This is a genomic window from Polaribacter sp. (assembly GCF_965660385.1).
In the GTDB taxonomy this organism is placed as follows: Bacteria; Bacteroidota; Bacteroidia; order Flavobacteriales; family Flavobacteriaceae; genus Polaribacter.
The window spans coordinates 37,354-62,931 of record NZ_CBFHZT010000015.1 but is presented as its reverse complement, the minus strand read 5'-3'; the positions used below and the strand labels follow the sequence as shown (position 1 = coordinate 62,931).

The following is a 25,578-nucleotide window of genomic DNA, read 5'->3' as shown; positions in this document are numbered from 1 at the left end:
CATCATTATCAGAATCTGTATCAAATTGATTAGGTATGGAATCATTATCAGCATCTTTTGCAAAAGGATATGTACATAATTCATTTACAAATCGGATACTTTGGGTGTTTCTTTGTCCACCTGTAGATGCTGTAAAGCCGAAATGAGCACTCGATTGACCGTTAAAAACAGTAGTAATTAAATCATCTGTGTAATTTGCGATTACAGTTCCGTCAAAAGAATAACTTAAGGTTTTGGTATTCGCAACCCATTTAAAAGTTACCAAATGCCAATTGCCATCTTCTATATTCCCTAAATCTGTTGCAGTTGTTAAGCCTTGCCAAGTAGTCGTATTTTTTATTTGAGTATGATCATTAACTAATTCACCATAGTTGCTATAAGTATCAAATTCAATGGAAATACCGTTTTTAATATGTTTTGCGCCAATACCTTGTCCATTAATCCCAACAGTATTAATACCATCCGGATCTGTATGAAATACAATTGCAATACCATCTGCACCAATATCTTTTATACCTAAATTGATTTCTATGGAAAAGTCAAAATCTTTTGTAAAATCAATTTTACCAAAAGACATGCTAGACCCTGCTTGATTATTTACATCTGGAGTAAGTTCAATTTCGTTTGAATTTACAAAACTCGCATCTCCTGCTATCGAAAATAAATCACTTAACGAATTTGTAGTCAATCCATTTTCTTCACAATCTAAAATTCCATCATTATCATCATCTAAATCTATGGAGTTTTCAATACCATCACCATCGCAATCTGTTTCAGTTACACACTGTGCATTTAATGAAAAAATGCTCATGAACATAAATAAAAGTAAAACTATAGTACTTTTTATAAAAGTAGTATCGATGTTTCTGTAAGATTTTTGTAAAGTTTTCATAATTAAAAATTTGAGGGTAATTCTTTAAACTATTGATTTTTAAGACGTTTAACTACATCAAAGGTAAAAATCTTATCGTCCTTTTTTAGGTTAACTTCGAGCAACACAAAATTTGTTAAGCTCAATGGCAATTATCTTTCGTTTTCTATAGATTAGGTTATTTCATCGATACTTATAGAGTTAGACAAGTGGTAAAAATCTATAGAAAAGCAGTAATTTAAGATGTGTGAAAAGCAATAAATTCATTTAAAGATGAAAAGTATTTGTACGCCAGTTTAGATCCTTCAAAAATTTAATTTTTAAGCTATAAGTTATTAGTATCTTTGTGGCTGATTACCTTAAAAAATGAGATTACACAGAAATTTAACGTTTGCGGTTATAGATAGCATACGAGATATATTTAACGAAGGTGTTTATGCAGATAAAGCCGTAGAAAAAGCTTTAAAAAGAGACAAACGCTGGGGAGCAAGAGATCGAAAATTTGTTGCAGAAACCATTTATGAAATTACAAGATGGAACAGGCTTTACGCAGAAATTGCTGAAGTAAAAACTCCTTATAAAAGAGATGATATTTGGCGTATTTTTTCTGTTTGGTGTATTCTAAGAGGTATTGCATTGCCAGATTGGAATCAAATAGGAGATGTACCTGTAAGAAGAATAAAAGGGCGTTTTGATGAATTATCAAAAACAAGAAAATACAGAGAATCTATTCCTGATTGGATGGATGAACTTTGTGTTACAGAATTGGGTGAAGATATTTGGACCAAAGAAATTGCTGCTTTAAACCAACAAGCACAAGTAATTTTAAGAACAAACACCTTAAACATTACCAAAGAACTTTTGCAAAAAAAGTTAAGAACAGAAAATGTGATCACCAAATTTGTTCCAGATCATCCAGATGCGTTAGTGTTAGAAGAACGAGCTAATGTTTTTAAAACAGAAGCTTTTCATAATGGATTTTTTGAAGTACAAGATGCTTCTTCTCAATTGGTTGCTGCCTATCTAGATGTACAACCAGGGATGAAAGTAGTAGATACTTGTGCAGGTGCAGGAGGTAAAACTTTACACTTGTCTGCTTTAATGGAAAATAAAGGACAAATTATTGCTATGGATATTTACGAAAGTAAATTGAAAAAATTAAAAGTTAGAGCTCGAAGAAATAAAGCACACAATATAGATTTACGTGTTATCGATTCTACAAAACCCATCAAAAAATTGTATAACAAAGCAGACCGTGTTTTAATTGATGCGCCTTGTTCTGGTTTAGGAGTAATTCGTAGAAACCCAGATTCTAAATGGAAATTGCAACCAGAATTTATAGATAACATTAAAAAAGTACAACAAGAGGTTTTACAAAGTTATTCTAAAATGGTAAAACCAGGTGGAAAAATGGTGTATGCAACCTGCTCTATTTTACCTTCTGAAAATCAAGAACAAGTTGACGAATTCTTAACATCGGATGCAGGAAAAGAGTTTACCTTTGTAAAAGACAAAAAAGTATTAGCCCACAAATCTGGTTTTGACGGATTTTATATGGCTCTTTTAGAAAAAAAGTAGTTTTATAGACTTGCTATCTGTAAAACAAAAATTGTATGAAAAAGAATTGTTTAAAAAAAACAGTTTATGTACAAAAAAATTACGTTTCTCTTTACCCTTACTTTTTCAACATTTTTATTTAGCCAAGAGGCTTATTATAATGATGTTAATTTAAACCTAACAGGGTTAACTTTAAAAGAAGAACTGGCTACAAAAATAAGTAGTACGCACACCCAATTTTTGTTTTATGACCAAATTTGGGATGCCAGTAAAATTACAGATGTTAACCCTAATAACAATCAAGAAGTATTGTTAATTTACGGTTTTGAAAATGGTTCTGATGCTGATGTTACCAATGATAGAACTAGAGGAATTAACAATAATGGTGGTAGCCCAGGCAATTGGAACAGAGAACATGTGTATTCGCAATCTTTGGGAACACCTGCGCTTTCTGATTCTGGTCCAGGGTCAGATGCACATCATTTAAGACCTGCAGATGCACAGCGAAACTCATCAAGAAATAATAGAAAATTTACTGATGGCACAGGAAACTCTGGAGCTCAAAACAATGGTGGTTGGTACCCAGGAGATGAATGGAAAGGTGATGTTGCTAGAATGATGATGTATATGTATGTAAGATATGATGACAGATGCTTACCAACAAATATTGGTTTTGGAGACAACTCCTCTACTCCAGATGATATGATTGATTTGTTTCTACAATGGAATGCAGAAGACCCAGTTTCAGATTTCGAAAGACAAAGAAATACCTATCATGAAAATACTACAAATCAAAATGCACAAGGAAATCGTAATCCGTTTATAGACAATCCTATTCTTGCTACAAGAATTTGGGGAGGTCCTGTAGCTGAAGATACTTGGGGAATTTACACAAGTTCAGATACAACAGCACCAACTATACCAACCAATTTAGCGGTTTCAAATATCACTACTTTTTCGGTAGATTTATCTTGGAATGCTTCAACAGATAACGTATCAGTTAGTAGTTATGATGTTTTTGTAAATGGTAATTTGGTAAAAAACACCTCTAATACAAGTACAACTATAACTGGTTTAAACTCTAATACGAGCTATTCTTTTTCAGTTTTAGCAAAAGACATTGCGAATAATGTATCAGATAAAAGTGTTGCTTTAACCGCCAAAACTATTCAAGATGTTACACCTCCTTCCATCCCAGAAAATATAATTATTAGTAACGAAACAGGAGTTTCTTTTAAAATTTCTTGGAACAAAGCTACAGATGATACTGCTGTTACAGGTTATGAGGTTTTTGTGGATAATAATTACAATGCTTCAACCACTGATACCACTTTCACTGTATCTGGTTTAACAGTTTCTACCACTTATGCTGTTCAGGTTTTGGCCAAAGATGCAGTAGGTAACAAATCTGCTTTAAGTAATTCTGTAAATGCAATCACTACAGATGGTTCTACTACCACTGCTAATGAGCTTTTTTTCTCAGAATATATTGAAGGTTCATCTAATATCAAAGCTCTTGAAATCGTTAATCTTACTGATACTGATATTGACTTAAGCGCTTATAGTATTGCAAGACAAACTAATGGAGGTTTAAATGATGCAGAATGGGAATGGTTTCTACAACTTGACGGAATAATTGCTGCTCAAAGTGTTTTTGCAATTGCCAATGAAGCTGCAGGAGAATCAAGTTCTAGCTCAGATCCAAATGTTGCAATAGCAGGTCAGTTTTTAATTGATAATGCTGATTATATTCGTGTGCATGATGGAGATACTAATTTTGGGGCACCTATAAATTTTAATGGTAATGATCCTGTAGGTTTATTTAAAAATGATGTTTTAATTGATATTATTGGAACTTATGATGGAGGTTCATCAAACTTTGCAAAAGACAAAACGCTAAGAAGAAAAAGAGGAATTTCTCAACCAAATACAGCTTTCGACATCGATAATGAATGGGATGTTTATCCAAAAGATACTGTAGATGATTTTGGTACACATAGTGCCCTTACACTTTCTACTTCTTCATTTAATGTAGATAACATACAAATCTATCCTAACCCAGCAAGTAATATGCTACGTGTTCAAAACTCATCTAACCAAAAAATTTGTAAGTTAAAAATTGTTGATGTTTTGGGTAAAGAAGTATTGTTTTTACAAAATTCTACGAACGAAATTAATATTCAACATCTATCTAAAGGAATTTATTTCATTAAATTTGTAGTGAAAAACAAGAATTACTCTTCAAAATTCATCAAAAAATAAATGAAATTAAAATTACTTTTTTTATCAACTATTTTTTCTTTTTATGTTGGTTTGTCTCAAGTCCCAACAGGGTATTATAGTGCTGCATCAGCAGATGGTTACACCTTAAAAACACAACTAAAAAATATTATTACTAATGGTCATGTAGACCAAGGTTATGGAGCATTATATGATGCTTATAAAACCTCAGATACAGACAGTTTTTATGAAAATGATAATTCTGTTTTAGATATGTATTCAGAAAATCCGAATGGTACAGATGCATACAATTATCAACATGGCTCTAGAAACTGCGGAAACTATAATTCTGAAAATGATTGTTATAATAGAGAACATATTTTTCCTCAGGGCTTTTTTAATAGCAGAAGCCCCATGAAAGCAGATGTGCATCATGTAGTGCCATCTGATGGATATGTAAATGGACGAAGAAGTAATTATCCTTTTGGAGAAGTTTCTAATGCAAGTTGGACCTCACAAAATGGTTCTAAAGTTGGGACGAATACTTTCGATAATTTTTCAGGTACTGTTTTTGAGCCTATTGATGAATTTAAAGGAGATATTGCAAGAATGCTTTTTTATTTTGCAACGCGTTATGAGGATGAAGTTACTAGTAATTCATGGGATGCTCCTAATGCATCAGAAAGCAATCCATTAAATGGTACAAATGACCAGGTGTTTGAAAACTGGTATATAAAATTATTATATAAATGGCATACTAATGACCCAGTTAGTCAAAGAGAAAATGTTAGGAACAATGAAGCCTTTAAATTTCAAGGAAATAGGAATCCATTTATAGACCATCCAGAATATGTAAGTCAAATATGGGGTTCTGTTTTGGCTACTGAATCTTTTTTGTCTTTAAAAGATGTAAGCGTATATCCTAACCCTTCAAAGACAAATCGTATCACAATTTCTACTCCAGATACAGTTCAGATAACATCAATTGTCTTGTTTTCTGTAATTGGTTCTAAAATTTATGAAACCAAAAATCCTAAACTCAAAAATCAAAAAATTAGTATACCAAACTTAAAAACGGGGCTTTACATTTTAAGAATAAGTGATGCAAATAGTAGCTTAACTAAAAAAATTATCATAAATAATTAAAATAATAACAAAAGTGGCTGTCTGAAAAGTGTTTTAAACTTATCAATTATTGTTTAATAAACTTTTTTGTAATTATTTTTTTTGAATCCAAATTTTGAAGCTTTAAAAAGTAAATTCCTTTTCTTAAACGATACAAGTTCATAGCATCAGATTCACTAATATTTTGTTCAAATACTTTTTTACCATTCAAATCAAATATAGTTACTAAATAATCTCCTGTATTTACTTTTATATTTAAGTGCTCTTTTACAGGGTTAGGAAATAAGGTAACTGTTTGCCCGAATTTATGATCGTCTGTAGCCAAAGAATTACCAATTAAAGATATATTTTCATTAGCATCAAAAGGGTTAGACCATTTCTCGTTGGTATAAACATCAACACCTGTAAGCGTTTTTAGAAAAGCTTCTAAGGCTAATTTTTCTGTATTTGTTAAATTTAATCTTTGAGTGTTTCCTCCAGGACGTAATCTATTATCTAAATCTGTATTTGCAGCATTATTTGGTATTTCGTTATAGTGATTAATAACCTCCATTAGCGTGGTTAAACTTCCATCGTGCATTAAAGGACCGTTTAAATTACCATCCGGATTTACCAAATCTCTTAATGTTGGTGCCTTGAAATTGGTAAGATCTATAGATGTGCTCCCTGCAACACCAATAATACCATTGTTTCTAGAATTTGGATCAATATCAAACTCATCTCCTCTATGACATCCTAAACAACCAGCTCCTCCTAAATTCGGTGGATCCCTAAACAAACGTTTTCCTTGATTTTCTTGGGCTGTAAAATTTGGAAAATTAGTATTTGGATTAGTTACCATTGCTCTACCAATATCATATTTAGAGTCAAAAGACTGAATGCTTCTAATAAATTGAGATAAAGCCAATTGAATTCTTTCTTCTGTAATAGTTTTATCGCCGAAAGCAAAATTGAACAATTCTGAATAATAATCTATTTCTGATAATTTAACTATTAAATCGTTAATATCTTCTTGACCATTAGTTCCGCTAAAACCCATTTCTGTATGATCTTGAATAGGTTGTGTAGTTTGGTTTTCTAAAGAGACTGCCCTTTCGTCCCAAAAGAATTTTTCTTCATCTGAAAAACGAGCATTAATTAAACGCATGGAATGCCTCCCTGTTAAACCTCCATCTAAACCAATACTTTGTGTAGCATCATCTCCAAAGGCATTTTCTTGTTGATGACAACTTGCACATGCAATAGTGTTGTTGGCAGAAAGTTTTTTATCATAAAATAAAACGCGCCCTAGAGTAGCTGTTTTATCATTTATAACATTATTTTGAGGTGTGTTGTCTTTAACAATGTAAATTGGTTTAGTTTGGTTGGCATAATTAAATAGATTGTCTAAATCTATAGTACCACTAATTAAAATAAATGCTAGCCCAATCAAGGCAAAGGTGTGAGGTGCTTTATTATTCATAATATTGGTTGATTTTAATACTTAGACACAACTAAACTAAAATAGTTTGAAAACTTTTGATTTTTATTTTTAAAGTCATTCGTTCTGCAATGTTAAACGATAATTAATAAATATCTTTTTTCATTATAATAAACCCAATTCATTTTAAAGAAAAAAAGTAAATTTGCACTTTTACAACAATTAGCAAACACAACTTATAATGATTCATTTCTTTGGAAACAAAAACAGCAAGGTATTTGCCGTTCAAACAACAAAAGAATTATCTGCGGAAACTATTTCTAAATTAACTTGGTTATTTCATAGTCCTGAACTTGGTGCAGGAGCTCCTAAAATAGAAGCGTCTACAATCGACGCTTTTTTTATTGGACCAAGAGCTGCAATGATTACACCTTGGAGTACCAATGCTGTAGAAATCACTCAAAATATGGGGATTGCTGACATTGTTAGAATTGAAGAATTCACAGCGTGTTCAGAAGATTTTGCTGATTTTGACCCAATGATTTCAGAAAAATTCAAAGGTTTACACCAAGATACTTTTACTATTTATATTAAACCAGAACCAATTCTAGAAATTGATGATATTGCAGCTTATAATGCACAAGAAGGTTTGTCTTTAAGTGATGAGGAAGTAAGTTATTTAGAAGGTGTTGCAAAAAAAATAGGAAGAAAATTAACAGATTCTGAAGTTTTTGGATTTAGCCAAGTCAACTCAGAACACTGTCGTCATAAAATATTTAACGGTACGTTTGTAATTGATGGAGAAGAACAACCTACTTCTTTATTTAAAATGATTAAAGAAACTTCGAAACAAAATCCTAACGATATTGTTTCTGCGTACAAAGACAATGTGGCTTTTATAAAAGGCCCAAAAGTGGAGCAGTTTGCACCTAAAACTGCTGATAAACCAGATTTTTACCAAACGCAAGATTTTAATTCTGTAATTTCTTTAAAAGCAGAAACACATAATTTTCCTACAACTGTTGAACCTTTTAACGGAGCTGCAACAGGTTCTGGAGGAGAAATCAGAGACAGGTTAGCTGGAGGTAAAGGTTCTTTGCCTTTAGCAGGAACAGCTGTATATATGACTTCTTATTCTCGTTTAGAAGAAAACAGACCTTGGGAGCAAAAGTTTGAAGCCAGAAAATGGTTGTATCAAACTCCTATGGATATTTTAATAAAAGCCTCAAATGGAGCTTCCGATTTTGGTAATAAATTTGGACAACCCTTAATTACGGGTTCTGTATTAACTTTTGAGCATGAAGAAAATGCAGCTTCTAGCAATGCAAAAGCAAGAAAATTAGGTTTTGATAAAGTGATTATGCAAGCTGGTGGTATTGGATATGGAAAAGCAGAACAAGCCCTAAAAGATACGCCAAAAGAAGGAGATAAAATTGTAATTCTAGGTGGTGAAAACTATAGAATTGGTATGGGTGGTGCTGCTGTTTCCTCTGCAGATACAGGTGAATTTGCTTCAGGAATTGAGTTAAATGCAGTACAACGTTCTAACCCAGAAATGCAAAAACGTGCTGCAAATGCAGTTCGTGGAATGGTAGAAAGTGATGAGAATTTTATCGTTTCTATTCATGATCATGGTGCAGGTGGCCATTTAAATTGTTTGTCTGAATTGGTAGAAGATACTGGTGGTAAAATCGATTTAGATAAATTACCTGTTGGAGATCCTACCCTATCATCCAAAGAAATTATTGGTAACGAATCTCAAGAAAGAATGGGATTAGTCATTGCCGAAAAACATACCAAAACCTTACAAAAAATTGCAGAACGCGAGCGTTCGCCAATGTATACTGTGGGTGATGTTACTGGTGATGACAGGTTTACGTTCGAATCGAAAACCAATGGTGCAAAACCTATGGATTTGGCGATGGAAGATATGTTTGGTTCATCTCCTAAAACTATATTAACAGATCATACTGTTAAGAGGAACTACAAAAATCCAAGATATAAAACGAAAAACTTACAGGTTTACTTAGAGCAAGTTTTACAGTTAGAGGCTGTGGCTTGTAAAGATTGGTTAACGAATAAAGTAGACAGATGTGTGGGTGGTAAAGTTGCCAAACAACAATGTGTTGGTCCTTTACAGATTCCTTTAAATAATGTTGGAGTTATGGCTCTAGATTATAAAGGTAAAGAAGGTATTGCTACTTCCATTGGGCACTCTCCTATTTCTAGTTTAATTCACCCAGAAGCTGGTAGTAGAAATTCGATTACAGAAGCCTTAACCAATATTATTTGGGCTCCTTTAAAAGATAATTTAGCATCTATTTCTCTTTCTGCCAATTGGATGTGGCCTTGTAAAAACGAAGGTGAAGATGCGCGTTTGTACAAAGCTGTTCAAGCAGTTTCAGAATTTGCCATAGATTTAGGAATCAACGTTCCTACAGGAAAAGATTCATTGTCTATGAAGCAAAAATATCCTGATGGTGATGTAATTTCTCCAGGAACTGTAATTATCTCTGCTGCTGGTAATTGTAACGAAATCAACAAAGTTGTAGAACCTGTTTTACAAGCTGATGGCGGAAATTTGTATTACATCAATATTTCTCAAGATGATTTTAAATTGGGTGGAAGCTCATTCAACCAAGTGTTAAATACCATTGGTAATGAAGCTCCTGATGTAAAAAATGCTTCTTATGTAAAAACTGTTTTTAATACAATTCAGAAATTAATTAAGGCTGATAAAATAACAGCTGGACATGATGTTGCCTCTGGTGGATTAATCACAACTTTGTTAGAAATGTGTTTTGCTGATATAAATTTAGGAGCTGATTTTAATCTATCTTCTTTACATGAAGAAGATTCAATTAAGGTTTTATTTGCAGAAAATTCTGGAATTGTTTTTCAGGCAGATGCTTCTGTAGAAACCATTTTATCAGAAAACAATATTGAATTTTATACGATTGGAACTGCAAATACTTCAGGAAAAGTAAACATCAAAAATAATGAGGATAATTTCTCTTTTGATGTTGCTGAACTAAGAGATGTTTGGTACAAAACATCGTTCTTATTAGACCAAAAACAAACGGCTAATAATTTGGCTGAAACGCGTTTTAACAATTATAAAAATCAACCTTTACAGTATACTTTTCCAAAGAAATTTACAGGTAAATTGCCTGTCATTTCGAGCTCACGTCCAAAAGCAGCAATCATTAGAGAAAAAGGTTCTAACTCAGAACGTGAAATGGCAAATGCAATGTATTTGGCTGGTTTTGATGTAAAAGATGTACACATGACCGATTTAATTTCTGGTCGTGAAACGCTAGAAGATATTCAGTTTATTGGTGCTGTAGGTGGTTTTTCAAATTCTGATGTATTAGGTTCTGCTAAAGGTTGGGCAGGTGCATTTATGTATAATGAAAAAGCAAAAAAGGCATTGAGAAATTTCTTTGACAGAGAAGATACCTTATCAGTAGGAATTTGTAACGGATGTCAATTATTTATGGAATTAGAGTTGATAAACCCAGAACATACTGTTCATGGAAAAATGCATCATAATGATTCTCATAAACATGAAAGTTCTTTTACCTCTGTAAAAGTTCAAGAAAATAACTCAGTTATGTTAGGTTCTTTAGCAGGCACAGAATTAGGTGTTTGGATTTCTCATGGAGAAGGAAAATTCAATTTACCTGAAAGTGAAAGTAATTATAACATTGTTGCTAAATATGGCTATGAAGGTTATCCCAATAACCCTAATGGTTCTGATTTTAATACAGCTATGTTGTGCGATAAAACGGGACGTCATTTGGTAACTATGCCACACATTGAAAGATCAATTTTTCAATGGAATTGGGCAAATTACCCACAAGGAAGAAAGGACGAAGTTTCTCCTTGGTTAGAAGCATTTACAAACGCTAAACTTTGGATTGATAATAACTAAAACCTAATAAACATACATTTCGTCTACAAATAACTTTCTTTCAACGAAGCTAAGTTCTTGTTTTTTTATTATTTCAATATATTTAAATTCCCAAATCCTCTATTAGCCTATGGAAATTAAATGTTTTGAATTAAAGGACAAAAATAATTTGATTAACAAATTGTTTAAAATCTCTTACGCTGAAGAAGATTTACCCTATAAATCTATTTATATGCCCTCTGGATTTACAACATTAAGTTATAGCAGCGCTAAAACAAATGTCGAAATGCCTAAAGGCATACAGAAAAACGATATAGGTTTAAGATTAACTGGACAACATTTTCGCAGTTATGATTTTACTATAAACTCAGAGGGAATAATTTTTGGTGTAGAATTTCATCCTACTGCATTCTATAAAATATTTAAAACTGATTTATCTACTTTATCGAACAAACACATTGATTTAGATTTAATTGACAAACATAAATCTGAACAGTTTATGCAAGTTTTTCAACACGCCAATGGCAATGAAACTGTATTTATAAACGATATGGTTGCTTTTTTAGAAAATATTGACATTTATCAAGACGAAGATATTTTCCAAATTGATAAAGCAATCCATTTAATTTTTAAAAAGAAAGGAATTTTGCACCTTAGTGATGTATTAAATTTAGTTCCTTTTAGTCAAAAAACATTAGAAACTAAATTCAAAAAAATAATTGGTTTAACACCTGGAAAATATATCAGACTAATTCGTTTTAGATCTTTAATGAAAGCATACGAAAAATGTAAAATAGACCTTAAAACTTTAATGTATGATTACAACTATTACGATGAATCCCACTTAAAAAAAGACTTTAAACAATTTTTAAACAAAACACCGAACGCTTACTTAAAAGAAGATTATCCGATTATTAAAAAATATTTACAAAACTAACATATCTTAAAGATTCTTAATATTCATTTGATTCTTTTTCGACTACTATTAATAGATTCATAAAAATAGGTATCAATATTTTTCTTTCATATAATTTTTAGTACAAATACAATATTATCAATAAAATGATTAATTGAATGTTAATTTACGATTTTTTACCCTCTAAATATAAATTATAATATTATTTTTGGGTATGATTATATAAGTTTTGGGGGAAACTAATAATTAACTATAAGAGAGCTAATATTTATATTAGCTCTTTTTTTATTTAAAACTGTCACAATTTTATTTTGTTGATGTCTTTATAAAAAACACTTAAACTTACAAAATGAAATCTAAAATTATCTTTACAAGCTGCCTTTTTTTAACCCTTTCTTTATTTGCCCAAAAAACAATTGAAGCTTCTGATGTGATGAAAGATATTAAAAATGGTAAAGATATTTCTTACCAAAATGCAACTATTGTTGGTACTTTAGACTTTACCTATATGGATGAAGCTTTAGAAAAATTGCCCACAAAAAAGAAAAATAGTTGGTGGAATAACGATAATGACAATCATATAAAAAAAGTAATTGAAGTTAGTATTTCTTTTACAAATTGTGTTTTTAAAGATGATGTTTTAGGCTATATACCCGATGAAAGTTCTGGTTATACATTTACTGCTGATTTTGAAAATAGTGCAGTTTTTAAAAACTGTGATTTTCAAGGTAAAAGTATGTTTAAATACTCTCGTTTTGAAAAAAACACTAATTTTTCTGGAGCTATTTTTAAAGACGACACCACTTTTAAATATGCTGAATTTGAAGAAAGTGCTAGTTTTGAAAACACAAAATTCAAAGAAACAGCTAGTTTCAAATATACCAAATTCAGTAAAAATGTAAGCTTTGCAAATTCAATTTTTGAAGATTCCGCAATTTTTAAATACACTGAACTTAAAAATGGTATTTCTTTTCAAAACACCATTTTTGAAGAAGATTTAAATATAAAATATATGAACGTTTCTGGGGAATTTAATATTTCAAAAATGAAAGTTGGTTATGATATTGACTCAAAATACACCAAAATAAATGGAAAAAGTTTCAATAAATATGTTTTAGAAAGTAGCAATTAAATTACAACGTGATTTCTGCTTAAAAAACACTCTTTAGTAAATAGTTACGTTTTTAATATTTGATACGAATGTCATTTTTATTGAAAACGAAGAAATCTTAGTCTGAATTTGAGATTTCTCAACTACACTGTGTTTCGTTCGAAATGACAACAAGTTAATTTTCAAACAAATAACCTATTTCAGCCTGAGAAGTTAATTCGAACTCACTTTTATTCTTTCATCAAAAGATATATTTAAAAAATGCTATTTAATTTGATGAAAATTATAACATAAAAAGAGGTGTCTGAAAAGTGTTTTAAACCTGTCATTTCGACTTCAATGTTAGCTTCGCTAGCTACTTTCTATCAAAATATATATTGATTTCAGTAATGCTCAAAATGACAAAATTTAGTATTTTTCAGACAGCCTCTTTTTAATGGCCATTATTTGCAATAATTAGCCTATTATTTGCTAGCAAAAAGTTTTACATCGTTTCCAGAAACTTGTTTTTCACCTAAAATAATCAAACGTTCAACTACATTTCTTAGTTCACGAATATTTCCAGTCCAATCGTATTTTTGCAACAATTGAATAGCTTCATCAGAAAATGTTTTTTGAGGAGTACCTTGCTCTTGAGATATCTTTGTCGCAAAAAAATCTACCAATAAAGGAATGTCTTCTCTCCTGTCATTTAATGCGGGTACTTTTATTAAAATCACGGCTAATCTATGGTATAAATCTTCTCTAAATCTACCTTCTGAAATTTCCGTTTTCAAGTCTTTATTGGTTGCAGCAACAACCCTAACATTTACTTTAATATCTTTATCAGATCCTACTCTAGATATTCTGTTTTCTTGCAAAGCGCGTAAAACTTTGGCTTGTGCAGATAAACTCATATCACCTATTTCATCTAAAAAAATAGTACCTCCATTTGCAGCTTCAAACTTACCTGCTCTATCTTTATTGGCACCTGTAAACGAACCTTTAACATGACCAAACAACTCACTTTCAATTAATTCTGATGGTATTGCTGCACAATTTACTTCAATCATTGGTGCTTTAACACGATCAGACTTTTCATGCAACCAATGGGCAACTAATTCTTTACCTGTTCCATTTGGCCCAGTAATTAAAACTCGAGCATCTGTAGCAGCAACTTTTTCTATGATTTCTTTAATATGATTGATGCTATCACTCTCACCAATCATTTCGTAATTTTTACTTACTTTTTTCTTGAGTCTTTTATTCTCTACTACCAATACTTTTCTATCTAAAGCATTTCTAACGGTATTTAATAGCCTATTTAAATCTGGTGGTTTAGAAATATAATCAAAAGCACCTAAACGCATTGTGTTCACAGCGGTATCTAAATCGCCATGACCAGAAATCATAACAATAGGTATTTCTGGTTTTATTTTTTTTGCTTTTTCCAAAACCTCAACACCATCCATTTTTGGCATTTTAATATCACATAAAACCAAATCGAAATCATTATTTTTAATCATTTCAATACCTTCTAAACCATCTTCAGCTTGCTCTACATGGTAAGCATCATTTTCTTCAGAAATAATTTTTGATAACACTCTTCGAATTGCAGCTTCGTCTTCTATGATTAATATTTTACTCATTATTTAGATTTTTAGATTCAAGACTAAAAGAAAAAAGATTCCTTTCTTGCTTATGTTATTTTAATATTTTTTGAAAGCCAGAAATCATTTTTTGAAGTTCTTCTATTTTAAGTTCGGTTTTCTTTAATTCAATTTGATTTATATAATTTTTGTAACGGGATAAAATAATTTGTGTTTGTAATTCAAACAAAGAACCTAAAGATATTTCTAAAAATCTATTAAAATCTTTATTTGAACTTCTACTAGAACCTTCTGCAATATTAGATGCAACTGAAACTACAGAACGATTTATTTGAGATGTTAAGGAATAGACTTCATTTTTAGGAAAAGTATTTGTCAATTTAAAAACTAAATCACATAACTCCATTGAACTTCTCCAAATTTTCAACTTTTTAAAATTATGCTTACTCATATTCTTGCCTCTTTTCTCTAATTATCTTTTGTCTTTAAGATATGAACATCTCTCTGTGGAAATGGTATGGTTACATTATTTTCTCTAAACGCTTTATCAATCTCAAAACGAATATTACTTTGTGTAAAGCGGACTTCAAAACTATCGTTTAAGGTAAAAACCAATCGAAAATTGAGTGAACTATCTGCAAAATCTGTAAATAAAACAACTGGAGCAGGACTTTTTAAAACAGTTGGTTGTGCATGAGCAATATCAAGTAAAATTTTCTTTACCAATGCTACATCAGATCCATAAGCTACACCAACCTCTACAACCTCTCTTGTTTCTGTTCCATTTTCTGTCCAATTGAATAAAATGTTTGTTAAATACAAATGATTAGGAATCACTAAAACCTTATTATCAATAGTTACAGCTCTTGTTGTTCTTAATCGTATATCCAAAACCCTGCCAACTTTTCCTTCAAGCTCAATAATATCACCAACATGCACAGATTGATCTACTAATATAAAAATGCCAGACAAAATATCTTGAAAAAGGGTTTGCAGTGCCAAACCTACACCAATCAATAAGGCAGCAGACGCAGCAAAAACAGCTGTAACATCTACACCAGATGCGTTCATAGCGATTAAGAAAATTATTAAAAACACAAACCACCTGATATAACCAAAAACTGTTACAAATTTTTGTTTGTTATTCTCTGGCATATTCCTAGTGATAAACCTTCGAGATAATTTTAATACAAAAGAAGTAACAATAAGCGTTAAAATAATAAATATTAACCCTTTTACAGTAATACTTATTTCTTCACTAAAAACAAATTTATAATCTAAAATAGAGGTAGCTTCATCAACTATTGTATTTTTAACTGTATCAATTGTGTCTTGCATTTATCCTTTGTATTTTAACCATTTATACAAATCTTTATAGGTTGGTTTCTTGCCATACATTAAGATTCCTACTCTGTAGATTTTTGCTGCTAACCAAACCATAAATACAAAGGTTACAACCAATAAGGCCATTGAAATTGCCAATTCATACCAAGAAACCCCAAAAGGTACACGCATTAACATTACTATTGGACTGGTTAATGGAATATAAGAAAATGCCAGAGAAACTGGTCCATGAGGATCATTAATTACAGTTGCAAAGCCTACGTAAACTCCTAAAATTAAAGGCAACATTATAGGTAACATAAATTGTTGGGTATCTGTTTCATTATCAACAGCTGCACCTACAGCCGCAAATAAAGAACTGTACAACATATAACCTCCTAAAAAGTAAAAAATAAATAAAAGGAACATTTTTAAAATTGGCAATCTTAAAATTTCTTGAATAACTAATTGCATTTTATCGCCACCAGCTACTTGCTTTGCTGCCTCTAACTGTTCTGATGATAACCTATCCGCTTGCATTTCTGCCATATCAATTCCGAAAACAGACGATGCTATTGTAGAGATGATAAACAACAAAAGTCCCCAAATAAAGAACTGTAACAAACCTGCAGAAGCATTACCAATAATTTTACCCATCATTAATTGAAAAGGTTTTACAGAGGATACAATAACTTCTATAATTCTACTTGTTTTTTCTTCGATAACACTTCGCATTACTGAAGAACCATAAATGATTACAAACATCATTAATAAATAACCAGCAATAGCACCAACCCCAATTTTTAGACCATTGATAAGTTTTGAAGATTCTTCACCCGAAAAATTATACATTTTAATATCAGACTGAATTTTAGAGGCATTAATCTTATCGATATCAATACCAAAATCATTCAATTTTTGATTTCTAATTTTTCGTTCAATCTTATTCTCAATAGTATTCATTATAGATAAACCTGGCGAATCTTTAGAGTAAAATTCAATAGATTTTGCTAATATTTCTAAACTATCTTGTTTCGGAATAATTAAGGCACCATAATGGTTTCCTTCTTCTACTTTCTGTTTGGTTTCTTCGATTCCTAATGCTGTGAAATCTTGATAATGTACCGTTTTTGTGTCTTTAAAATCTTCTTTAGAGAATAAACCAGACTCATCTACGTACACAATTTCTTTTACTTTTTCGTCATTTTTTTTCATCAAAAAATACACCAAAGCCCCCATACCAATCATAATTAACGGACTCAAAAAAGTCATCACTATAAACGATTTATTGCGCACTTTAGCAATAAATTCTCTTCGTATAATTAGTTTTAACTTGCTCATTTTCTTAACTATTTTTATTTACGGCTTGAATAAAGATATCATTTGCACTTGGTATCAGTTCTACAAAATGTTGTACTTCTCCTCTACTGGTTAAAAACGATAACAGATCGTTGGCAGAATCGGTTTTTCCTAATTTTACGTTCATGGTCAATTCATTTCCTAACAAATTAAAATCTGCTGGATATACCTCAAAATTGGCCTCTATTTCAGATTTCACTTCATTAGAATGAGCAGTATTTAACCCAACCTGAAAAGTATTGGTTCTAAATTCTCGTTTAATATCGTTTAATTTTCCATCTAAAATTAAGTTCGATTTATTAATCAAGGCAATTTCATCGCACATTTCTTCTACAGATTCCATTCTATGTGTAGAAAAAATAATTGTAGCCCCTTCATCTCGTAATTGCAAAATTTCTTTAGCAATTAATTGTGCATTTATAGGATCAAAGCCAGAAAAAGGCTCATCAAAAATTAATAATTTAGGATTGTGCATTACAGTTACAATAAACTGTACTTTTTGTGCCATTCCTTTCGATAATTCTTCAATTTTTTTGCCCCACCAAGCAGAAATATCAAATTTCTCAAACCAATATTTTAAACGTTTTTTAGCCTCAGTTTTGCTCAACCCTTTTAACTGCGCTAAGTACAAAGCCTGCTCACCAACTTTCATTGATTTGTATAAACCTCTTTCTTCTGGCAAGTAGCCAATATCTGCTGTATGTTTTGGCGCTAGTGGTTCTCCATCTAACAAAATAGCACCTGCATCTGCCATGGTGATTTGATTAATAATTCTGATTAAGGATGTTTTCCCAGCACCATTTGGGCCTAACAAACCATAAACACTCCCTTTAGGAATGTGAATGGAAACATCATTTAAAGCTGTAAAATCTCCATATTTTTTTGAAACATTATTAATTTCTAGTAAGTTACTCATTAAATTCTGTTTATTTTTTCTTGAAAAATTTGCTTTATAACAAACTTACATATTTTCTATCTATTAGATAGAAGATATGTAAGTTTGTTACAGGAAAATCCTTAATAATTTCAAAAAAAATAATAACTTTAAACAAATTTCTAGCTATGTTAAAAAAAATATTTTTTTCTTCTCTATTTCTCTTTTTTACCGCAAATTTGATCTCTCAAGAGTACAAACCAATCCTTAAAGAAGGTTCTTTTTGGGATATTGAAACTATACAACAAGGTTTTGATGGCCATAATTATTTAAGAAGAATACAGGTTGATGGTGAAATTAAAATTAATAATAAGAGATACACAAAACTAAAACAAACTATAATTACAGATAGTAATAAAAATACTTTTAATATCACGCCTCCTTATTTCATTAACCCGTCAGAATTTAAAATAATTAAAGATATATATTTAAGAGAAGATGTAAATGAAAAAATCTTATACATATATTTTATAGACAAAGAATATGTTCTTTGTAATTTTAACTTAAAAAAAGGCGACAAACTAGAAAATGTGTATTTACCATATACAGAGGAGGCAGACATATTTATTACAGATGTAATTATAAATAAAAATGGTAAAAAAGTTTTCTACACAGACCAAGGTATTTTTTATACAGAAGGCATTGGGAAAAGTGATAATAATTTAACTCCCTACATCAATACTTTAGATGGTATTTTAGAGAAACTAAATTGTTATGGAAACGCTCAAAATCAAAATAACTGTGCAAAAACTTTAAGCACACAAAACAATCAATTAAATTATGTAAAAGTTTTTCCAAATCCAGTAAAACATATTTTACAAATACAAAACACAGAAATTTTAGATATAAAAATTTATAATGTAATTGGTGCTTTATTAAAAAAAGTAACATCTATTTCTAAAACAGAGATTGATCTTTCTACTTTTAAAAAAGGAATATATATCCTTGAAATATCTAATAAAAAGGGTACAAAAAGACAAAAACTTCTTAAAATATAATCCTAAACTTTTTCTTGTAATTTTATTAACGAAGTAAACTTTATGTTAAAATTTATTATGCACGCATAACTTTTTGCAATTTACTATGCATGCATAGTAATATTTTAATATCTTTGGCAAAATGGATAAAAGTATTTCAATAGATCATCAATTAAGAGCCACTTGGCAAGCGGTTGCCAAAATGTATAATGAACAAGCTGCAAAACACGATAGCACAATGGCTACAGCCTTTGTTTTATTAACTATTGATAAAATAAACGGAACACCATCAACAGCACTTGGGCCCTTAATGGGTATGGAACCTACAAGCCTTTCTAGAATCTTGAAAAATATGGAGGAAAAAGGGGCAATTTGTAGAGAAAAAAATCCTGAAGATGGCAGAAGCGTTATTATAAAATTAACGGATTATGGAATAGAAATGCGAAAAGTTTCAAAAGGGCATGTGTATCAATTTAATAATGTAGTTAGAGAATATGTGACACAAAATGACTTGGATGCATTTTTTAAAGTGATGAAAATTATAAATACATTAATTGCTGAAAAGAAAATATTCGATAAATAAATCAAGATAAATTAGTAGTTAAAACGAAATATAAAATGACAAGAAGAATTAAAAAAGTAGCAATAATAGGATCTGGAATTATGGGATCTGGTATTGCAAGTCACTTTGCTAATATTGGTGTAGAAGTTCTTTTGTTGGATATTATTCCAAGAGAATTAACTGATAAAGAAAAAGCAATGGGACTTACGTTGGAAGACAAAGTAGTTCGTAATCGTTTAGTAAATGAAGCATTAGCTACTTCTTTAAAATCGAAACCATCTCCTATTTATAATCAAAAATTTGCAAGTAGAATTACAACTGGTAATTTAGATGACGATTTACATTTAATTAAAGATGTGGATTGGGTGATGGAAGTTGTTGTAGAACGATTAGATATTAAAAAATCTGTTTTCGAAAAAATAGAAAAATTCAGAACTCCAGGCACACTAATTACTTCAAACACTTCTGGAATTCCTATTAAATTTATGAACGAAGGCAGAAGTGAAGATTTCCAAAAGCATTTTGCAGTTACTCACTTTTTTAATCCACCAAGATATTTAAAACTTTTTGAAGTAGTTCCAGGACCAAATTGTAAGCAAGAAGTTACAGATTTCTTAATGCTATATGGTGATAAATTTTTAGGTAAAACTTCTGTTTTAGCCAAAGATACTCCAGCTTTTATTGGAAATAGAATTGGGATTTTTGGAATCATGAGCTTATTCCATGTTGTAAAAGAGATGGACTTAACTATTGAAGAAGTTGATAAATTAACGGGTCCAGTTATTGGTCGTCCAAAATCTGCAACTTTTAGAACTATTGATGTTGTTGGGTTAGATACTCTTGTACATACTGCAAATGGAGTTAAAGACAATTGTCCTGAAGACGAGATGAGAGCGCAGTTTGTGATTCCTGATTTTATAAATCACATGATGGAGAACAACATGTTAGGTAGTAAAACTGGCAAAGGTTTTTATAAAATGACAAAAGATGCTAATGGTAAAAAGAACATTTTATCATTAGATTTAAATACATTAGAATACAGGGAAAAGAAATCAGCAAAATTTGCAACTTTAGAATTAACAAAATCAATTGATAATGTTGCTGATCGTTTTAAAGTGTTAGTTGGTGGCAAAGACAAAGCAGGTGAATTTTATAGAAAATCATTTGCTGCAATGTTTGCCTATGTACAAAATAGAATTCCAGAAATCTCAGACGAATTATATAGAATTGATGATGGTTTAAGAGCAGGTTTTGGTTGGGAACATGGACCATTCCAAATTTGGGATGCCATTGGTGTAGCTAAAGGTATAGAAATCATGAAAGCTGAAGGTCATGAAATTGCATCTTGGGTAGAAGAAATGTTAGCAAACAATAACGATTCTTTTTACACAATTAAAGATGGTGCAACCTATTATTATGATGTTGTTAGCAAAACACAAACTAAAAAACCAGGCCAAGATGCATTTATCATTTTAGATAATATTAGAAAATCAAACGAAGTTTGGAAAAATTCTGGTGCAGTTATCGAAGATTTAGGTGATGGAATTTTAAACTTAGAGTTTCAATCTAAAATGAATACCATTGGTGGTGATGTTTTAGCAGCTGTCAATAAAGCTATTGATTTAGCTGAAAAGAATTATCAAGGTTTAGTAGTTGGTAATCAAGCAGCCAACTTTTCTGTAGGTGCCAATATTGGTATGATTTTTATGATGGCTGCAGAGCAAGAATATGATGAGTTAAACATGGCTATCAAGTACTTTCAAGACACAATGATGCGTATGCGTTATTCAGCAATACCAACTATTTCTGCTCCTCATGGAATGGCTTTAGGTGGTGGTTGTGAAATATCTTTACATGCAGATAAAGTTGTTGCAGCTGCAGAAACGTACATGGGATTAGTTGAATTTGGAGTAGGTGTAATTCCTGGTGGAGGTGGTTCTAAGGAAATGGCTCTAAGAGCATCAGATTTATTTCATAAAGGTGATGTTCAGTTAAACGTATTACAAGAACATTTCTTAACAATTGGAATGGCAAAAGTTGCAACATCTGCCTATGAAGCTTTTGACTTAGGGTTATTACAAAAAGGAAAAGATGTAGTTGTTGTTAATAAAGACAGACAAATTGCACAAGCTAAGAAACATGCAGTTTTAATGGCAGAAGCTGGTTACACACAACCAGTTAAGCGTAAAGATGTTTTAGTTTTAGGTAAACAAGCTTTAGGTATGTTTTTAGTAGGAACAGATTCTATGCAAGACAGCAATTACATTTCTGAACACGATCAAAAAATAGCAAATAAACTAGCTTATGTTATGGCTGGAGGAGATTTATCTGAACCAACAAAAGTATCAGAGCAATACTTACTAGACATAGAACGTGAAGCTTTTTTAAGTTTATGTACAGAACGTAAAACTTTAGAAAGAATTCAGCACATGTTAAAAACGGGTAAACCACTTCGTAACTAAAGCTACTTAGCTATAAGCCTTAAGCTGTAAGCTATAGGCAAAATTAAATAACAACTAAAGCTTAAAGCTTATTGCTTAAAGCCAAAAGCACAAAAAAATGAAAACAGCATATATAGTAAAAGCATACAGAACAGCAGTTGGTAAAGCACCAAAAGGTTTGTTTAGATTTAAAAGAGCTGATGAATTAGCTGCGGAAACCATTCAATATATGATGAATGAACTGCCTGATTTTGATAAAAAGAGAATTGATGATGTAATTGTTGGAAATGCAATGCCTGAAGGTTCTCAAGGTTTAAACATGGCACGTTTAATTTCTTTAATGGGATTAAAAATTGAAGATGTTCCTGGAGTAACTGTAAACCGTTTTTGTTCCTCAGGATTAGAAACTATTGGAATGGCAGTTGCAAAAATTCAATCTGGAATGGCAGATTGTATAATTGCAGGTGGTGCAGAAAGCATGAGTTCTGTTCCTATGACAGGTTTTAAGCCAGAATTAAATTATGATACAGTAGCAGCTGGACATGAAGAATATTACTGGGGAATGGGTAATACTGCAGAAGCAGTTGCTAAAGAATTCAAAGTTTCTAGAGAAGACCAAGATGAATTTGCCTTAAACTCACATTTAAAAGCCTTAAAAGCTTTAGAAGAAAATAGATTCCAAGATCAAATTGTGCCTATTGATGTAGAGCAAACCTTTGTAGATTCTAATGGAAAAAAAGCAACAAAAAAATATACTGTAAATAAAGATGAAGGTCCACGTAAAGGATCTAATATTGAAGGCTTAGCCAGATTACGTCCTGTATTTGCAGCAAATGGTAGTGTAACAGCTGGTAATTCATCTCAAATGAGTGATGGTGCAGCTTTTGTTATGGTAATGAGTGAAGATATGGTTAAAGAACTAAAACTTGAGCCAATAGCAAGAATGGTTAGTTATACAGCTGCTGGTGTACCTCCAAGAATTATGGGAATTGGACCTGTTGCTGCAGTTCCTAAAGCATTAAAGCAAGCTGGTTTACAACAAAATGATGTAAACTTGATTGAGTTAAATGAAGCATTTGCTTCACAATCATTAGCTGTAATTCGTGAATTAGGCTTAGACAATAACATCGTTAATGTTAATGGTGGTGCAATTGCTTTAGGACATCCATTAGGTTGTACAGGCGCAAAACTATCTGTTCAATTATTTGATGAAATGCGCAAAAGAGACATGAAAAACAAATACGGAATGGTAACCATGTGTGTTGGTACAGGTCAGGGTGCAGCAGGTATTTTTGAATTTTTAAATTAAAAAGCCCATCTAAATCTTCCCAAAGGGAAGACTTTTAACAAGCTAATGAATAAAAAACATACAATAAATTAACGATTAAAACCTGCAAAACCCTTGGCAGGACGTTTTCCCCCTTTGGGGGACAGGGGGCTTATTATGGAAACAACAAAGAAAGACATTTTAAGAGGAGGACAATTCCTTGTAAAAGAATCAAAATGTGAAGATATTTTTACTCCAGAAGATTTTTCTGAAGAGCAAATAATGATGAAAGAAGCTGTAAAAGAATTTACAGATAGAGAAATTGTTGCTAACAGAGATCGTTTTGAAGCGAAAGATTATGCTTTAACAGAGGAAGTAATGAAAAAAGCTGGTGAACTTGGCTTTTTAGGTGTTGCTGTACCAGAAAAATATGGTGGAATGGGTATGGGTTTTGTATCAACAATGATTACTTGTGAGTACATTTCTAGTGGAAATGGTTCTTTAAGTACTGCTTTTGGTGCACATACAGGAATTGGTACTATGCCAATTACATTATATGGTACTGAAGAACAAAAACAAAAGTATGTTCCTAAATTAGCTACTGGTGAATGGATGGGTGCTTACTGTTTAACAGAACCAGGTGCTGGTTCTGATGCGAATTCAGGAAAAACCACAGCTGAATTATCAGAAGATGGTAAATCATATAAAATCAACGGTCAAAAAATGTGGATCTCAAATGCAGGATTCTGTAATTTGATGATTGTTTTTGCTCGTATTGAAAATGATAAAAACATAACAGGTTTTATTGTAGAATATGATGATGCAAATCCAAATGGTATTACTTTAGGTGAAGAAGAACACAAATTAGGTATTCGTGCATCATCTACAAGACAAGTATTTTTTAATGACACAGTTGTTCCTGCAGAAAATATGTTATCTGTTAGAGGTGGTGGATTTAAAATTGCAGTAAATGCATTAAATGTTGGTCGTATTAAATTAGCAGCTGCATGTATCGATTCTCAAAGAAGAGTGTTAACTACTGCATTACAATATGCTAATGAAAGAAAACAATTTAAAACACCTATTTCAGATTTTGGAGCTATCAAAGCAAAATTAGCAGAAATGGCAACAAACTGTTATGCTGGAGAATCTGCAAGTTACAGAGCTGCTAAAGACATTGAAGATAGAATTGCTATGCGAATAGCAAGTGGAAATACACACCAAGAAGCAGAATTAAAAGGTGTTGAAGAATATGCTATTGAATGTTCTATTTTAAAAGTAACCGTTTCTGAGGATGTACAAGCTTGTGCAGACGAAGGAATTCAGATTTTTGGAGGAATGGGATTCTCTGAAGAAACACCAATGGAAGCTGCTTGGAGAGATGCTAGAATTGCTAGAATATATGAAGGTACTAACGAAATTAACAGAATGTTATCTGTTGGTATGTTAGTTAAAAAAGCAATGAAAGGTCATGTTGATTTATTAGGCCCTGCAACTGCAGTTGCTGATGAATTAATGGGTATACCTTCTTTTGATACTCCAGATTACTCAGAATTATTTGCTGAAGAAAAAGAGATGATAGCAAAGATGAAGAAAGTATTTTTGATGGTAGCTGGATCAGCTATACAAAAATATGGTCCAGATTTAGAGGAACATCAACAATTATTATTAGCAGCTGCTGAAATTTTAAACGAAATTTATATGGCAGAATCTACTTTATTACGTGCGGAGAAAAATGCGAAACGTTTTGGAGAAGATGCACAAGAAGGACAAATTGCAATGGCAAAATTATACCTTTACAATGCAGTAGAAATCATAACTAAAAAAGGTAGAGAAGGTATTGTTTCTTTTGCTGAAGGTGATGAACAACGCATGCTATTAATGGGCTTAAAACGATTCACGAAATATGCAAATTACCCAAATGTTATTTCATTAAGAAACACAATTGCTGAAAAACTAAAAGCAGAAAATAAGTATTGTTTTTAATTTGTTA

The 25,578-nt window shown here is 31.4% G+C and carries 18 protein-coding genes; 11 read left to right on the top strand and 7 right to left on the bottom strand.

What is annotated here, in order from left to right:
- On the bottom strand, nt 1-892 hold an 892-nt coding region (locus tag ACTG3V_RS06680), incomplete at its 3' end, for an L-type lectin-domain containing protein (protein WP_439131371.1).
- A 345-nt stretch (nt 893-1,237) separates the two neighbouring features.
- Between ACTG3V_RS06680 and ACTG3V_RS06675 the strand changes: the two genes are divergently transcribed.
- The 3 genes from ACTG3V_RS06675 (at nt 1,238) to ACTG3V_RS06665 (ending at nt 5,794) form a co-directional block, all read left to right on the top strand.
- Complete coding sequence (locus ACTG3V_RS06675) at nt 1,238-2,449, top strand: RsmB/NOP family class I SAM-dependent RNA methyltransferase (protein ID WP_439131370.1); 1,212 nt, start codon at nt 1,238-1,240, stop codon at nt 2,447-2,449.
- Between the two features lie 66 nt (nt 2,450-2,515).
- On the top strand, nt 2,516-4,690 hold the full coding sequence (locus ACTG3V_RS06670; RefSeq protein WP_439131369.1) for an endonuclease: 2,175 nt from the start codon (nt 2,516-2,518) through the stop codon (nt 4,688-4,690).
- Nucleotides 4,691-5,794 carry an endonuclease gene (locus tag ACTG3V_RS06665; RefSeq protein ID WP_439131368.1) on the top strand — a complete coding sequence of 368 codons (1,104 nt, stop codon included), beginning with the start codon at nt 4,691-4,693 and terminating at the stop codon, nt 5,792-5,794.
- Nucleotides 5,795-5,840: 46 nt separating this feature from the next.
- Here ACTG3V_RS06665 and ACTG3V_RS06660 read toward each other — a convergent pair whose 3' ends face one another.
- Nucleotides 5,841-7,235 carry a cytochrome c peroxidase gene (locus ACTG3V_RS06660; RefSeq protein ID WP_439131367.1) on the bottom strand — a complete coding sequence of 465 codons (1,395 nt, stop codon included), beginning with the start codon at nt 7,233-7,235 and terminating at the stop codon, nt 5,841-5,843.
- Nucleotides 7,236-7,434: 199 nt separating this feature from the next.
- On the opposite strand from ACTG3V_RS06660, the gene purL reads away from it, so the two are divergent.
- From purL to ACTG3V_RS06645, 3 genes are all read left to right on the top strand, one after another.
- Entirely contained in the window at nt 7,435-11,127 is a 3,693-nt protein-coding gene (purL, locus tag ACTG3V_RS06655; protein WP_439131366.1) for a phosphoribosylformylglycinamidine synthase, read from the top strand.
- A 109-nt stretch (nt 11,128-11,236) separates the two neighbouring features.
- Entirely contained in the window at nt 11,237-12,043 is an 807-nt protein-coding gene (locus ACTG3V_RS06650) for a helix-turn-helix domain-containing protein (protein WP_439131365.1), read from the top strand.
- A gap of 328 nt (nt 12,044-12,371) precedes the next feature.
- Nucleotides 12,372-13,154, top strand: a complete 783-nt coding sequence (locus ACTG3V_RS06645) for a pentapeptide repeat-containing protein (RefSeq protein ID WP_439131364.1) — start codon at nt 12,372-12,374, stop codon at nt 13,152-13,154.
- Nucleotides 13,155-13,597: 443 nt separating this feature from the next.
- Here the strand turns inward: ACTG3V_RS06645 and ACTG3V_RS06640 are convergent, their stop codons facing one another.
- The 5 genes from ACTG3V_RS06640 to ACTG3V_RS06620 are packed head-to-tail and all read right to left on the bottom strand — an operon-like array spanning nt 13,598 to nt 18,320.
- Nucleotides 13,598-14,761 carry a sigma-54-dependent transcriptional regulator gene (locus ACTG3V_RS06640; protein ID WP_439131363.1) on the bottom strand — a complete coding sequence of 388 codons (1,164 nt, stop codon included), beginning with the start codon at nt 14,759-14,761 and terminating at the stop codon, nt 13,598-13,600.
- Nucleotides 14,762-14,816: 55 nt separating this feature from the next.
- Nucleotides 14,817-15,173: a four helix bundle protein gene (locus tag ACTG3V_RS06635; protein ID WP_439131362.1), complete on the bottom strand. Its 357-nt coding sequence runs from the start codon at nt 15,171-15,173 to the stop codon at nt 14,817-14,819.
- 17 nt (nt 15,174-15,190) lie between these two features.
- Nucleotides 15,191-16,060: a mechanosensitive ion channel family protein gene (locus ACTG3V_RS06630; protein ID WP_439131361.1), complete on the bottom strand. Its 870-nt coding sequence runs from the start codon at nt 16,058-16,060 to the stop codon at nt 15,191-15,193.
- The gene (locus ACTG3V_RS06625) at nt 16,061-17,386 is read right to left on the bottom strand and encodes an ABC transporter permease (RefSeq protein WP_439131360.1); all 1,326 of its coding nucleotides are present in this window, start codon (nt 17,384-17,386) and stop codon (nt 16,061-16,063) included.
- 4 nt (nt 17,387-17,390) lie between these two features.
- Nucleotides 17,391-18,320 (bottom strand): ABC transporter ATP-binding protein, encoded by a 930-nt coding sequence (locus ACTG3V_RS06620; protein WP_439131359.1) that lies wholly within the window; start codon nt 18,318-18,320, stop codon nt 17,391-17,393.
- A 146-nt stretch (nt 18,321-18,466) separates the two neighbouring features.
- Between ACTG3V_RS06620 and ACTG3V_RS06615 the strand changes: the two genes are divergently transcribed.
- The 5 genes from ACTG3V_RS06615 to ACTG3V_RS06595 all read left to right on the top strand — a co-directional run bounded on the left by ACTG3V_RS06615 (nt 18,467) and on the right by ACTG3V_RS06595 (nt 25,571).
- Nucleotides 18,467-19,336, top strand: coding sequence for a T9SS type A sorting domain-containing protein (locus tag ACTG3V_RS06615; protein ID WP_439131358.1), 870 nt, complete (start codon nt 18,467-18,469; stop codon nt 19,334-19,336).
- A gap of 121 nt (nt 19,337-19,457) precedes the next feature.
- A complete protein-coding gene (locus ACTG3V_RS06610) occupies nt 19,458-19,898 on the top strand; it encodes a MarR family winged helix-turn-helix transcriptional regulator (protein WP_439131357.1) in 441 nt (146 codons plus the stop codon).
- A gap of 35 nt (nt 19,899-19,933) precedes the next feature.
- The gene (locus ACTG3V_RS06605) at nt 19,934-22,339 is read left to right on the top strand and encodes a 3-hydroxyacyl-CoA dehydrogenase/enoyl-CoA hydratase family protein (protein ID WP_439131356.1); all 2,406 of its coding nucleotides are present in this window, start codon (nt 19,934-19,936) and stop codon (nt 22,337-22,339) included.
- Nucleotides 22,340-22,436: 97 nt separating this feature from the next.
- A complete protein-coding gene (locus ACTG3V_RS06600; protein ID WP_439131355.1) occupies nt 22,437-23,627 on the top strand; it encodes an acetyl-CoA C-acyltransferase in 1,191 nt (396 codons plus the stop codon).
- Nucleotides 23,628-23,762: 135 nt separating this feature from the next.
- On the top strand, nt 23,763-25,571 hold the full coding sequence (locus ACTG3V_RS06595) for an acyl-CoA dehydrogenase family protein (protein WP_439131354.1): 1,809 nt from the start codon (nt 23,763-23,765) through the stop codon (nt 25,569-25,571).
- Nucleotides 25,572-25,578: the final 7 nt, after the last annotated feature.

What these genes read in the sequence shown, in the direction of transcription:
- ACTG3V_RS06625 (WP_439131360.1), bottom strand. Translation starts at nt 17,386, where the DNA reads ATGAGCAAGTTAAAACTAATTATACGAAGAGAATTTATTGCTAAAGTG.
- ACTG3V_RS06595 (WP_439131354.1), top strand. Translation starts at nt 23,763, where the DNA reads ATGGAAACAACAAAGAAAGACATTTTAAGAGGAGGACAATTCCTTGTA.
- ACTG3V_RS06660 (WP_439131367.1), bottom strand. Translation starts at nt 7,235, where the DNA reads ATGAATAATAAAGCACCTCACACCTTTGCCTTGATTGGGCTAGCATTT.
- ACTG3V_RS06640 (WP_439131363.1), bottom strand. Translation starts at nt 14,761, where the DNA reads ATGAGTAAAATATTAATCATAGAAGACGAAGCTGCAATTCGAAGAGTG.
- ACTG3V_RS06615 (WP_439131358.1), top strand. Translation starts at nt 18,467, where the DNA reads ATGTTAAAAAAAATATTTTTTTCTTCTCTATTTCTCTTTTTTACCGCA.
- ACTG3V_RS06600 (WP_439131355.1), top strand. Translation starts at nt 22,437, where the DNA reads ATGAAAACAGCATATATAGTAAAAGCATACAGAACAGCAGTTGGTAAA.
- ACTG3V_RS06630 (WP_439131361.1), bottom strand. Translation starts at nt 16,060, where the DNA reads ATGCAAGACACAATTGATACAGTTAAAAATACAATAGTTGATGAAGCT.
- ACTG3V_RS06675 (WP_439131370.1), top strand. Translation starts at nt 1,238, where the DNA reads ATGAGATTACACAGAAATTTAACGTTTGCGGTTATAGATAGCATACGA.
- ACTG3V_RS06620 (WP_439131359.1), bottom strand. Translation starts at nt 18,320, where the DNA reads ATGAGTAACTTACTAGAAATTAATAATGTTTCAAAAAAATATGGAGAT.
- ACTG3V_RS06635 (WP_439131362.1), bottom strand. Translation starts at nt 15,173, where the DNA reads ATGAGTAAGCATAATTTTAAAAAGTTGAAAATTTGGAGAAGTTCAATG.
- ACTG3V_RS06605 (WP_439131356.1), top strand. Translation starts at nt 19,934, where the DNA reads ATGACAAGAAGAATTAAAAAAGTAGCAATAATAGGATCTGGAATTATG.
- ACTG3V_RS06650 (WP_439131365.1), top strand. Translation starts at nt 11,237, where the DNA reads ATGGAAATTAAATGTTTTGAATTAAAGGACAAAAATAATTTGATTAAC.
- ACTG3V_RS06645 (WP_439131364.1), top strand. Translation starts at nt 12,372, where the DNA reads ATGAAATCTAAAATTATCTTTACAAGCTGCCTTTTTTTAACCCTTTCT.
- ACTG3V_RS06610 (WP_439131357.1), top strand. Translation starts at nt 19,458, where the DNA reads ATGGATAAAAGTATTTCAATAGATCATCAATTAAGAGCCACTTGGCAA.
- purL (WP_439131366.1), top strand. Translation starts at nt 7,435, where the DNA reads ATGATTCATTTCTTTGGAAACAAAAACAGCAAGGTATTTGCCGTTCAA.
- ACTG3V_RS06670 (WP_439131369.1), top strand. Translation starts at nt 2,516, where the DNA reads ATGTACAAAAAAATTACGTTTCTCTTTACCCTTACTTTTTCAACATTT.
- ACTG3V_RS06665 (WP_439131368.1), top strand. Translation starts at nt 4,691, where the DNA reads ATGAAATTAAAATTACTTTTTTTATCAACTATTTTTTCTTTTTATGTT.